The organism is Streptomyces sp. DI166, assembly GCF_900091315.1.
Classification (GTDB): Bacteria; Actinomycetota; Actinomycetes; order Streptomycetales; family Streptomycetaceae; genus Streptomyces; species Streptomyces fuscus.
In genome coordinates, this window is sequence record NZ_FLSP01000013.1 from 107,188 (window position 1) to 117,242 (window position 10,055).

At 71.4% G+C, this 10,055-nt stretch carries 15 protein-coding genes; 10 read left to right on the plus strand and 5 right to left on the minus strand.

The annotated features are described in order from the left end of the window. The first annotated feature begins 8 nt into the window (after window positions 1-8). From GA0115233_RS09435 to GA0115233_RS09465, 7 genes are read left to right on the plus strand one after another with little or no spacing between them, the layout of a single operon-like run. A complete protein-coding gene (locus GA0115233_RS09435) occupies window positions 9-236 on the plus strand; it encodes a gas vesicle protein GvpG (RefSeq protein WP_093719678.1) in 228 nt (75 codons plus the stop codon). Beyond that, window positions 233-883 (plus strand): DNA primase, encoded by a 651-nt coding sequence (locus GA0115233_RS09440; protein WP_093719679.1) that lies wholly within the window; start codon window positions 233-235, stop codon window positions 881-883. The genes GA0115233_RS09435 and GA0115233_RS09440 overlap by 4 nt, the downstream gene beginning before the upstream one ends. Then, the gene (locus GA0115233_RS09445; protein ID WP_093719680.1) at window positions 880-2,034 is read left to right on the plus strand and encodes an SRPBCC family protein; all 1,155 of its coding nucleotides are present in this window, start codon (window positions 880-882) and stop codon (window positions 2,032-2,034) included. Before GA0115233_RS09440 ends, GA0115233_RS09445 begins: the two co-directional genes overlap by 4 nt. After that, the gene (locus tag GA0115233_RS09450) at window positions 2,031-2,354 is read left to right on the plus strand and encodes a gas vesicle protein (RefSeq protein WP_093719681.1); all 324 of its coding nucleotides are present in this window, start codon (window positions 2,031-2,033) and stop codon (window positions 2,352-2,354) included. The genes GA0115233_RS09445 and GA0115233_RS09450 overlap by 4 nt, the downstream gene beginning before the upstream one ends. Then, window positions 2,354-3,154 carry a GvpL/GvpF family gas vesicle protein gene (locus GA0115233_RS09455; RefSeq protein ID WP_093719682.1) on the plus strand — a complete coding sequence of 267 codons (801 nt, stop codon included), beginning with the start codon at window positions 2,354-2,356 and terminating at the stop codon, window positions 3,152-3,154. Before GA0115233_RS09450 ends, GA0115233_RS09455 begins: the two co-directional genes overlap by 1 nt. Then, window positions 3,151-3,339, plus strand: coding sequence for a gas vesicle protein (locus GA0115233_RS09460; RefSeq protein WP_093719683.1), 189 nt, complete (start codon window positions 3,151-3,153; stop codon window positions 3,337-3,339). The genes GA0115233_RS09455 and GA0115233_RS09460 overlap by 4 nt, the downstream gene beginning before the upstream one ends. Further along, entirely contained in the window at window positions 3,336-3,617 is a 282-nt protein-coding gene (locus tag GA0115233_RS09465) for a gas vesicle protein K (RefSeq protein ID WP_093719684.1), read from the plus strand. The genes GA0115233_RS09460 and GA0115233_RS09465 overlap by 4 nt, the downstream gene beginning before the upstream one ends. A gap of 98 nt (window positions 3,618-3,715) precedes the next feature. On the opposite strand, the gene GA0115233_RS09470 is transcribed toward GA0115233_RS09465, so the two are convergent. From GA0115233_RS09470 to GA0115233_RS09480, 3 genes are all read right to left on the minus strand, one after another. Continuing rightward, a complete protein-coding gene (locus GA0115233_RS09470; protein ID WP_093719685.1) occupies window positions 3,716-3,886 on the minus strand; it encodes a hydrophobic protein in 171 nt (56 codons plus the stop codon). Window positions 3,887-3,929: 43 nt separating this feature from the next. Continuing rightward, window positions 3,930-4,751, minus strand: a complete 822-nt coding sequence (locus GA0115233_RS09475) for a methyltransferase domain-containing protein (protein WP_093719686.1) — start codon at window positions 4,749-4,751, stop codon at window positions 3,930-3,932. Window positions 4,752-4,842: 91 nt separating this feature from the next. Then, window positions 4,843-6,336, minus strand: a complete 1,494-nt coding sequence (locus GA0115233_RS09480) for a bifunctional phosphatase PAP2/diacylglycerol kinase family protein (RefSeq protein ID WP_093719687.1) — start codon at window positions 6,334-6,336, stop codon at window positions 4,843-4,845. A gap of 60 nt (window positions 6,337-6,396) precedes the next feature. Here GA0115233_RS09480 and GA0115233_RS09485 point away from each other — a divergent pair, with 60 nt between their 5' ends. From GA0115233_RS09485 to GA0115233_RS09495, 3 genes are all read left to right on the plus strand, one after another. After that, a complete protein-coding gene (locus GA0115233_RS09485) occupies window positions 6,397-7,053 on the plus strand; it encodes a histidine phosphatase family protein (protein ID WP_093719688.1) in 657 nt (218 codons plus the stop codon). Window positions 7,054-7,094: 41 nt separating this feature from the next. Further along, complete coding sequence (locus tag GA0115233_RS09490; RefSeq protein WP_093719689.1) at window positions 7,095-8,714, plus strand: ABC-F family ATP-binding cassette domain-containing protein; 1,620 nt, start codon at window positions 7,095-7,097, stop codon at window positions 8,712-8,714. An 89-nt stretch (window positions 8,715-8,803) separates the two neighbouring features. Continuing rightward, entirely contained in the window at window positions 8,804-9,052 is a 249-nt protein-coding gene (locus GA0115233_RS09495) for a DUF6158 family protein (RefSeq protein WP_093719690.1), read from the plus strand. Window positions 9,053-9,058: 6 nt separating this feature from the next. Here GA0115233_RS09495 and GA0115233_RS09500 read toward each other — a convergent pair whose 3' ends face one another. Continuing rightward, complete coding sequence (locus GA0115233_RS09500; RefSeq protein ID WP_093719691.1) at window positions 9,059-9,601, minus strand: type 1 glutamine amidotransferase domain-containing protein; 543 nt, start codon at window positions 9,599-9,601, stop codon at window positions 9,059-9,061. Between the two features lie 40 nt (window positions 9,602-9,641). Further along, window positions 9,642-10,055: CBS domain-containing protein (locus tag GA0115233_RS09505; protein ID WP_093719697.1), on the minus strand; the 414-nt coding region annotated here is incomplete at its 5' end.

The window sequence follows — 10,055 nt, forward strand, 5'->3', positions numbered from 1 at the left end:
GTGAGGACGTGGGACTGATCACAGAGGTGCTGCTGCTGCCGTTCGCCCCCGTGCGCGGCACCGGCTGGGTGATCGGCCAGGTGCTGCGGGAGGCGGAGCGGATCTACTACGACCCGGCCACGGTCCGGGCCGAACTCGCCCAGCTTGAAGAACAGTTGGAGGCGGGCGAGATCAGCGAGGAGGAGTTCGACCGGCGGGAGGACGAGCTTCTGGACAGACTGGAGAGGACACCATGAACAGGGCAGCCATTGGCCTCGCGGTCGGTGCCGGATACGTCCTCGGACGTACGAAGAAGATGAAACTCGCGTTCGCGCTGGGCACGCTGGTCGCGGGCAAGCGCCTGAACCTGAGCCCACGGGCACTGGCCGACCTGGCCTCGCAACAGCTGCGGGACAACCCGCAGTTCAAGGAGATCGGGGACCAGCTGCGCCAGGACCTGCGCGGGGTTGGCAAGGCCGCCTCCGGCGCCATGGTCGAACGGCAGCTGGAGTCGATCGCCGACCGCCTCCACAACCGCACCTCCCAGGTGCGCGACGAGCTGTCGGGCGTGGTACCCGACGGGCGGGACGAGGAGGAGGACGAGCGCGACGAGCCGGAGGAGTCCGAGGAGCCGGAGGAGTCCGAGGAGCAGGAGGAGCCCGAGGAGCAGGCCGAGGACTCCGGCGACGAGGAAGAGCGGCCGGCCCCGCGCAAGAAGGCGGCGAAGAAGCCCGCGAAGAAGGCGGCCGCCAAGAAGACCGCCGCCAAGAAGACCGCGGCCAAGAAGGCGCCCGGCGGGTCGTCGGGGCGGCGCCGCGCGACGCCGAGGAAGAAGTCCGCCCAGGCCGGGGGCGGGGCCCGCGGCGCGCAGGCACGGCAGGAGAAGGGCGGTGACGAGCGATGACCGAGACCGTCGACAGGGCCACGGACACGGCGCGTGACGCCACCGGCAACGGCAAGGGACCGCTCGGCGGGCTGGCCGACAGCGAGGCCGCCGACCGGCTGAAGGAGGAGCTGCGCGACTACTTCGCGGCGCAGGCCGAGCGCCTGCTGGTCGGGGCCGGCCGCAAGCTCGGGGAGACCACGGTCAAGCTGAACGACATCGCCGAGGGCAACAGCCCCGGCTTCGCCAAGCTCGCCCTCGACGGCGGCCGCAAGATCGCCGAGGGCAAGGGACCGGTCCGCAGCGCGCTGGAACTCGGCGCGTCCAAGGCCAAGGACAGCGTGACCGACGCGCTGAAGAACCTCGGCGGCAAGGGCAAGGGCGGCAAGAAACGCGGCGCGGGGAACAAGCCGACCGTCATCATCGAGTACGTCGACGTCGGTGTGCCGCTGCGCACCGCCTACGACCAGTGGACGCAGTTCCAGGACTTCAGCACCTTCGCCAAGGGCGTCAAGAGCGCGAACCGCACGGACGACACCACCTCGGACTGGCAGATGAAGATCTTCTGGTCCACCCGGGGCTGGAAGGCGACCACCACCGAGCAGGTGCCGGACGAGCGGATCGCCTGGACCTCGGAGGGTGGCAAGGGCACCACGAAGGGTGTCGTCACCTTCCACGAACTCGCCGAGAACCTCACCCGTGTGCTGCTGGTGATCGAGTACTACCCGAAGGGGTTCTTCGAGAAGACCGCCAACATCTGGCGCGCCCAGGGCCGCCGGGCCCGGCTCGACCTGAAGAACTACGTCCGCTTCATCACCCTCAAGGGAGAGGTGGAGGAGGGCTGGCGCGGCGAGATCCGCGACGGCGAGCTCGTCCGCAGTCACGAGGACGCGGTCGCGGAGGAGGAGCAGGAGGACGAGCAGGACGAGAACGCCGAGGACGCCGAGGACGAGGGTCCTGAGGAGGCGGAGGACGAGTACGAGGACTCCGGTGACGCGGACGAGGAGTACGACGACACCGACGAGGCGGAGGACGAGTACGACGACGAGTCCGAGCCCGAGGACGAGTACGACGAGGCGGAGGACGAGTACGAGGACGACAATGAGCGGGAGGACGAAGAAGCCGAGCCGGAGGACGAGACCGAGTACGAAGAGGCCGGGAGCCGTCGATGACCACCGCAAGCCGTCTTCCCGAGCCCTACGGCCAGGGCAGCGGCGCCAACCTCGCCGACATCCTGGAGCGCGTCCTGGACAAGGGCGTGGTCATCGCGGGAGACATCCGGATCAACCTGCTCGACATCGAACTGCTCACCATCAAGCTCCGCCTCATCGTCGCCTCGGTCGACAAGGCCAAGGAGATGGGCATCGACTGGTGGGAGGAGGACCCGGCCCTCTCCTCGCGGGCCCGCCGCCGCGAGCTGACCCGTGAGAACGCCGAGCTGCGCAGGCGGCTGGAGGAACTGGAACCGGCCGGCGAGCGGAAGGAGCGCTGATGTCAGGACTGCGGTACGTGTACGCCGTGTGCAGGCCCTTCCGGTCGGCCCTCCAGACCCAGCTCACCGGGGTCGCCGCCCAGCCGCCGCGTCAGCTGACCCACCACGGTCTGATCGCCGTCTACAGCGCGGTGCCCGAGGCGGACTTCGCCGAGGAGCCGCTGCGCGCCCACCTGGAGGACCTGGACTGGCTCAGCGAGACGGCCAGGGCCCACCAGGGCGTCATCGACGCACTCACCGCCGTCACCACCCCGCTCCCGCTGCGGCTGGCCACCGTCTTCCGGGACGACAGCGCCCTGCGCACGATGATGGAGGCCCGCGAGGAGTACTTCCGGCGCACCCTGGACCGCCTCGCGGGCCGGGTGGAATGGGGCGTCAAGGTCTACGTCGACCCGCGGCCGGCGGCGGCCGAGGCGCCCGCCGGGAAACCCGCGTCGGGCCGGGACTACCTCCGGCAGCGGCGGATGCAGACGCGCGGCCAGGAGCGTACCTGGCAGGCGGCCGCGGAATTCGCCGAGAACCTGCACGCGACGCTCTCCTCCTTCGCCGAGGACTCCCGGCTGCACCATCCGCAGAACTCGGCACTTGCCGACGGGCCGGGGCAGAACGTGCTCAATGCCGCTTATCTCGTGCCGCGCGGCGACTCCGAGGAATTCGTGGAACTCGTGGACCGTGCGAAGGACGACACCCCGGGAATGCGAGTGGAACTCACCGGGCCCTGGGCGGCCTATTCCTTCACCGGCGAAGAAGGCGAAGAAGGCGAAGAAGGCGAAGCGGGGACGGGGGGCGAGGAGCGGTGACCGTCGTCGAACGCCGTGAGGTCGCCCTGGTGGACCTCCTGGACCGGCTGCTGGCCGGCGGGGTCGTCATCACCGGGGACATCACCCTGCGCATCGCCGACGTCGACCTCGTCCGCATCGACCTCAACGCCCTGATCAGCTCGGTCAACGAGAACGTGCCCTCACCGTTCCAGGAGTTGCTGTGACCGCCCGCAACCGGCTCGACCTCGAACCCGACACCGTCGAGCGGGACCTCGTCAAACTCGTCCTCACGGTGGTGGAGTTGCTGCGCCAGCTGATGGAGCGGCAGGCACTGCGCCGCTGCGACGAAGGCGTGCTCAGCGAGGAGCAGGAGGAGCGGATCGGGCTGACGCTGATGCTGCTCGACGAGCGGATGACCGAGCTGCGCGAGCGCTACGGACTGCGGCCCGAGGACCTCAATCTCGACCTCGGCCCGCTGGGCCCGCTGCTGCCCCGCGAATGAACCGAATGAGCCGAATGACCGTGTGAACCGAATGAACCGTGTGAACATGCCGCTGCCCCGGGAGTGAACTCCCGGGGCAGTCGGCTATCCGCGCCGCGTCACCACCTGTACCAGCGGCCCCTGCCTCCGGACGCCGTAGTGCTCCGCATCACGAAGCCCAGCAACCACACCACCAGTACGGCGATGGCAATCCACCACAGCACCTTCACCGCGAAACCGGCACCGAACAGAATCAGCGCCAAAAGCAGAACCAGCAGAACAGGGATCATAATGGGAAACCTCCTGCCGACCGAGTAACCGGAAATCGCGGTTTCAGACCTCCTTGCGGCACAGAATTTCTCCGTGCAGTACGGAGAACCAGCCGTCCTCCCGCCGCCCCCAGTCCCGCCAGGCGTCCGCGATCGCGGTCAGTTGCTCCACCGTCGCGTGGCCGCCCTCGACGGCCCGGTCGGCATAGGCGGAGGCCAGCGTCCGGTCCGCCCACAGTCCGCTCCACCAGGCCCGCTCCTCGGGCTCGGCGAAGGTCCAGGTGGCCGAGGTGGCGGTGACGTCGGTCAGGCCGGCCCGCAGCGCCCAGGACTTCAGCCGCCGACCGGCGTCCGGCTCGCCGCCGTTGGCGCGGGCCACCCGGTGGTACAGATCCAGCCAGTCGTCCAGACCGGGTGACCCGGGGTACCAGGTCATGGCCGCGTAGTCCGAGTCGCGGGCCGCGACGATCCCGCCCGGCCGGGTCACCCGCTTCATCTCGCGCAGCGCCCCCACCGGGTCGCCGACGTGCTGGAGCACCTGGTGCGCGTGGACCACGTCGAAGGTGTCGTCCTCGAAGTCCAGCGCGTGGACGTCGGCGACCGCGAAGTCGACGTTGTCCAGGCCCCGTTGGGCGGCCGTGGCGCGGGCCTGCGCCAGGACGGCCGGGGCCCGGTCGACCCCCGTGACGTGACCGTCCGTCACCAGCGCCGCCAGGTCCGCGGTGATGGTGCCGGGCCCGCAGCCGATGTCCAGGATCCGCATCCGCGGCTTGAGCGAACCCAGCAGGTACGCCGCGGAGTTGGCGGCGGTGCGCCAGGTGTGCGAGCGCAGCACCGACTCGTGGTGCCCATGGGTGTACACGGCGGTCTCACGCGGCTTCGACATGGCGTTCCCCTCGTCTCGTCGTCGTGCCGCCACCGTATGCCGCCATGCCGAATAATGAGACCCGTGTTTTGCATAATGGACTGACGGTTCGTCAGTGCCTGGGCAGCGGCCGGTACACCGTCAGTGCCTCCGGCAGCTTCTCCAGCGTCACCTCGCCCTCCACCTCGATGACTTCACCGTCGTAGGCGAGCAGCGAACCCGAGGCCACGTCGGCCAGCCGCAGTCGGCCGACCTGGACCGCCGCGTGGACGGGGGAGCGGGTCAGCGGGCCCGCGACGGCAGCCGCGAGCAGCCGCAGCGCCGGTCGGCGGCCGCCGTGCACGACCCGTACGTCCAGCACACCGTCCGCGAGGTCGACGCGGCGGCCGGGGGCGAGGCCCAGCCGGTGGTAGGTGCCGTTCCCGGCGAACAGCAGCCACAACGGGCGGATGGCGGAACCGACTTCGACCTCCAGCGGGTGCCGGTCGGCGCGCAGCACCCGCAGCGCGGCCAGCACCCCGGCGGGCCATTCGCCGATCCGGTGCGACCAGCGGTCCCGTACGCGCACCAGCTCCGGATACACGCCCAGACTGCAGGTGTTGAGGAAGACGCCCTGTCCGCCGCCCCAGCGGAACCGGCCCACGTCCACCCGCACCGCCTGGCCGGCGACCAGCGCCCGGGTCAGGTCGTGCACGTCCTCCACGCCCAGGTCGTAGGCGAAGTGGTTGAGGGTGCCGCCGGGCAGCACCGCGAGCGGCAGCCCGTGCCGGAGAGCGACCTCGGCGGCCGCGTTCACCGTGCCGTCGCCGCCGCACACCCCGAGCACCCGGGCCCGGGCCGCCGCCCTCTCCAGCTCCGCGCGCACCCGCTCCGGCTCGCAGCTCACCACCTCGGCGCCCGGCAGCAGCCCCCGCAGGGCGTCCACCCGGTCCGCGGTGCCCGAGGCGGTGTTCGCGACCATCACCAGGCCCTCGCCCTCGGCCAGCGCCGGCACCTCGGCGCGCGGCCGGGGCGGCGGCAGGAGCTGGGCGCGGGTGGGCACCATGCCCCGTACCGCGTACGCGGCGCACGCGCCGAGCGCAGCGCCCGCCAGGACGTCGCTCGGGAAGTGCACCCCGGTGTAGATCCTGGACATCGCCACCGACCAGGCGACGGGCGCCACCGCCGCGCCCCAGGCCGGGGACTCCAGGGCGACGCCGGTCGCGAAGGCCGCCGCCGACGCGGAGTGACCGGACGGGAAGGAGGTGGTGATCGGCTGCCGCTTCAGGTGCCGCACCTGCGGCACCGCGTCCAGGACCGGGCGCGGGCGCTTCACCGAGCGCTTGCCGAGCGTGTTGATGGTCAGCGAGGCCAGGCCCAGCGAGGCCAGACCGCGCACGGCGGCCCGGCGGGCGCGCGGGGTGCGGCTCGCGGCCATCACGGCGCCGGCGGCGAACCACAGCAGCCCGTGGTTGGCGCTCCGGCTCAGCCGCGGCAGCACCGGGGTCGCGCCGGGCCAGTGCTGTTCGGCGGCGAACTCGAACAGGCGGGAGTCGAGGGCGAGGAGCCGGTCGCGCAGCACATGGCGGCCCGGGCGGAGGTGGGTGAGGTCGACATCTGGGCTCATGGGGTCACGGGTACCCTGAAGTGGCGATTTCCTTGCCGGTCCGTCTCCGGAGAGCCCTGAATGCGTCTGCTCCTCGTCCGTCACGGCCAGACCCCGACGAATGTCGACTACCTGCTCGACACCGCCGTCCCGGGCCCGGGCCTGACCGAGCTGGGCCTGGCCCAGGCCGCCGCGCTCCCCGAGGCCCTCGCGGACGAGGACATCGAGGCCCTGTACGTCTCCACCCTGCTCCGCACCCAGCTCACGGCCGCCCCGCTGGCCGCCGCGCGCGGACTGGAGCCCCTGGTCCGGGACGGCATCCGGGAGATCACCGCGGGCGACCTGGAGATGCTGCCCGGCGACTCCGCGCAGGGCGAGCTGTACATGCGGACGGCCTTCTCCTGGGCGTCCGGCGACACCGCGCTGCGGATGCCCGGCGGGGAGAACGGCGAGGAGGTGCTCGGCCGGTTCGACGGCGTCGTCGCGGAGGCGGCGGCGAGCGGGGCCCGAACGGTCGTCATGGTCAGCCACGGCGCGATCATCCGGACCTGGACCGCGGCCCGCGCGGACAACGTGGACATCCAGTACGCCGCCACGCACCGGCTCGCCAACACCGGGGTGGTGGTCCTGGAGGGCAGCCTGTCCGACGGTTTCAAGGCGCTGTCGTGGGCCGGGGCGAGCGTGGCTCCGGCCGGTGGGGCGGGTCCGGCGGGCGAGCCGCTGGACGACGCCGGATAACCGTTTGCCGGAGCGCCGGGCGCCCCGGAGAATGCCTGCTCATGGGACATCTGGAAGCCGCGCACCTGGAGTATTACCTGCCCGATGGGAGGCCGCTTCTGGGCGATGTGTCCTTCCGGGTGGCCGAGGGGTCGGTGATGGCTCTGGTCGGACCGAACGGCGCGGGCAAGACGACCCTGCTGCGGCTGATCTCCGGCGAGCTGAAACCGCACGGCGGCACGGTCACGGTCAGTGGCGGCCTGGGTGTGATGCGCCAGTTCGTGGGCTCCGTACGGGACGAGACGACCGTACGCGACCTGCTGGTCTCGGTCGCTCCGCCGCGTATCCAGGAGGCGGCGCGGGCGGTGGACGCCGCCGAGCACGCGATCATGACCGTCGACGACGAAGCGGCCCAGCTGACGTACGCGCAGGCGCTCGCCGACTGGGCCGAGGTGCGCGGGTACGAGGCGGAGACCCTGTGGGACATGTGCACCGTGGCCGCGCTGGGCGTGCCGTACGAGAAGGCGCAGTGGCGGCAGGTGCGCACGCTCTCCGGCGGTGAGCAGAAGCGGCTGGTGCTGGAGGCACTGCTGCGCGGCACCGACGAGGTGCTGCTGCTCGACGAGCCGGACAACTACCTGGACGTACCGGGCAAGCGCTGGCTGGAGGAGCGGCTGAAGGAGACCCGCAAGACGGTCCTGTTCGTCTCCCACGACCGTGAACTCCTCGCCCGCGCCGCCGAGAAGATCGTCTCCGTGGAGCCGTCCCCGACCGGCGCCGACGCCTGGGTGCACGGCGGCGGTTTCGCCACGTACCACGAGGCACGGCGCGAACGCTTCGCCCGCTTCGAGGAGTTGCGCCGCCGCTGGGACGAGAAGCACGCACAGCTGAAGAAGCTCGTCGTGACGCTCCGGCAGGCCGCCGCCGTCAGCCATGAGATGGCCTCCCGCTATGCCGCCGCCCAGACCCGGCTGCGCAAGTTCGAGGAGGCGGGCCCGCCGCCGGAGCCGCCGCGCGAGCAGGACATCCGGATGCGCCTGAAGGGCGGCCGCACCGGCGTGCGCGCGGTCACCTGCGAGAACCTGGAACTGACCGGCCTGATGAAGCCCTTCTCACTGGAGGTCTTCTACGGCGAACGGGTCGCCGTCCTGGGCTCCAACGGCTCCGGGAAGTCGCACTTCCTGCGCCTGCTGGCGGGGGAGGAGGTCGCGCACACCGGAAACTGGAAGCTGGGCGCGCGGGTGGTGCCCGGGCACTTCGCGCAGACCCACGCCCACCCCGAGCTGGCGGGCCGCACCCTGCTGGACATCCTGTGGACGGAGCACGCCCAGGACCGGGGCGCGGCCATGTCCCGGCTGCGCCGCTACGAACTGACCCAGCAGGCGGAGCAGGCCTTCGACCGGCTCTCCGGCGGCCAGCAGGCCCGCTTCCAGATCCTCCTGCTGGAACTGGAGGGGGCCACGGCGCTCCTGCTGGACGAGCCCACGGACAACCTCGACCTGGAGTCCGCGGAGGCGCTCCAGGAGGGCCTGGAGGCCTTCGAGGGCACGGTGCTGGCCGTGACGCACGACCGGTGGTTCGCCCGTTCGTTCGACCGCTATCTGGTCTTCGGTTCGGACGGGCGGGTCCGGGAGACGGCGGAGCCGGTCTGGGATGAGCGGCGGGTGGAGCGGGTTCGCTGAACGGGGTCCGGGCGGGTGCCGGATGCCCGGATGTTCGTACAGTGGAGGCAGGAAGGCGTAAGCCACGGACTCGACGAGCGGGGTGCACCATGACCGGAGTCGACCCCAGCCGGCTGGACGACCAGCAGCTCATGAAAGAGCTGGAGACCATCCACCGCACGCGCCACGACACCCTGCTGTACGGCTCGAACGACGCGCTGCGGGCCCATAACCTCCGCATGGCCCAGCTGGAGGGCGAGTACCTCCGCCGCAACCCGCGCCGCCCCGTCGCCGCCGGCCGCACCCGTGAGGGCGCCCGGGACCGCGGCCGGGGTCAGGCGGCGGTCCCGGGCGCCTGAGCCCGCTCAGCGGGACTGCTCCGCGAACACCTCAAGGAAGGCCGCGCAGAACGCCTTCAGATCGTCCGGCCTGCGGCTGGTGACCAGCTTGTTCGGCCCGTGGTCGCAGACCTTGACCTGCTCGTCGACCCAGGTGCCGCCCGCGTTCGTGATGTCGGTGCGCAGACTCGGCCAGGAGGTCAGCACCCGCCCGCGCACCACGTCGGCCTCCACCAGCGTCCACGGCGCGTGACAGATCGCGGCCACCGGGCGTCCCTGGTCGAAGAAGGACGCGACGAAGGCGACCGCCTTGTCGTCCATCCGCAGGAAGTCCGGGTTCGCGACCCCGCCGGGCAGCACGAGCCCGCCGAAGGAGTCGGCGGACGTATCACCGACCACCTCCTGCACGGGGAAGGTGTCCCCCTTGTCGAGATGCTCGAACGCCTGCACCTCACCCGACTCGGTCGACACCAGCACCGGCTCGTGCCCGGCGTCCAGCACGGCCTGCCACGGCCCGGTCAGCTCGACCTGCTCGACACCCTCGGGCGCGGTCAGAAATGCGATACGCATGATGTGTTCAGCATCCTTCCTTGTTCGGTCTCCCACGCGGTCACCTCTGCGGGGCGGCGCGGCTGATGGCGGCCGACGGTGATTTCGGGTCCTCGGACTCGGCCAGGTCGTTGAGCGTGACCATGCCGACCGGCAGCCCGTCCTCGACCACCGGCAGGCGGCGGACGGCGTGCAGGCGCATCAGGGCGACGGCGGCGGAGACCGGGTCCTGCGGGGCGACCAGCACCGGATCCGGTGTGCACACGGACCGCGCGCTCACCGTCTGCGGGTCGGCGCCGTCCGCGACCGCGCGTACCGCGATGTCGCGGTCGGTGAGCACACCGACGACCCGCTGACCGTCGGCCACCACCACGTCCCCGATGTTCTGCGCCCGCATCAACCGCGCGGCCTCGACGACCGAGGCGTCGGGGCGGACGGCGACGACACCCGGAGTCATCACGTCCCTGACGAAAAC

Excerpts from the sequence above, each read along its gene's own strand:
- GA0115233_RS09440 (WP_093719679.1), top strand. The coding sequence starts at position 233 with ATGAACAGGGCAGCCATTGGCCTCGCGGTCGGTGCCGGATACGTCCTC.
- GA0115233_RS09445 (WP_093719680.1), top strand. The coding sequence starts at position 880 with ATGACCGAGACCGTCGACAGGGCCACGGACACGGCGCGTGACGCCACC.
- GA0115233_RS09450 (WP_093719681.1), top strand. The coding sequence starts at position 2,031 with ATGACCACCGCAAGCCGTCTTCCCGAGCCCTACGGCCAGGGCAGCGGC.
- GA0115233_RS09455 (WP_093719682.1), top strand. The coding sequence starts at position 2,354 with ATGTCAGGACTGCGGTACGTGTACGCCGTGTGCAGGCCCTTCCGGTCG.
- GA0115233_RS09470 (WP_093719685.1), bottom strand. The coding sequence starts at position 3,886 with ATGATCCCTGTTCTGCTGGTTCTGCTTTTGGCGCTGATTCTGTTCGGT.
- GA0115233_RS09475 (WP_093719686.1), bottom strand. The coding sequence starts at position 4,751 with ATGTCGAAGCCGCGTGAGACCGCCGTGTACACCCATGGGCACCACGAG.
- GA0115233_RS09480 (WP_093719687.1), bottom strand. The coding sequence starts at position 6,336 with ATGAGCCCAGATGTCGACCTCACCCACCTCCGCCCGGGCCGCCATGTG.
- GA0115233_RS09485 (WP_093719688.1), top strand. The coding sequence starts at position 6,397 with ATGCGTCTGCTCCTCGTCCGTCACGGCCAGACCCCGACGAATGTCGAC.
- GA0115233_RS09490 (WP_093719689.1), top strand. The coding sequence starts at position 7,095 with ATGGGACATCTGGAAGCCGCGCACCTGGAGTATTACCTGCCCGATGGG.
- GA0115233_RS09495 (WP_093719690.1), top strand. The coding sequence starts at position 8,804 with ATGACCGGAGTCGACCCCAGCCGGCTGGACGACCAGCAGCTCATGAAA.
- GA0115233_RS09500 (WP_093719691.1), bottom strand. The coding sequence starts at position 9,601 with ATGCGTATCGCATTTCTGACCGCGCCCGAGGGTGTCGAGCAGGTCGAG.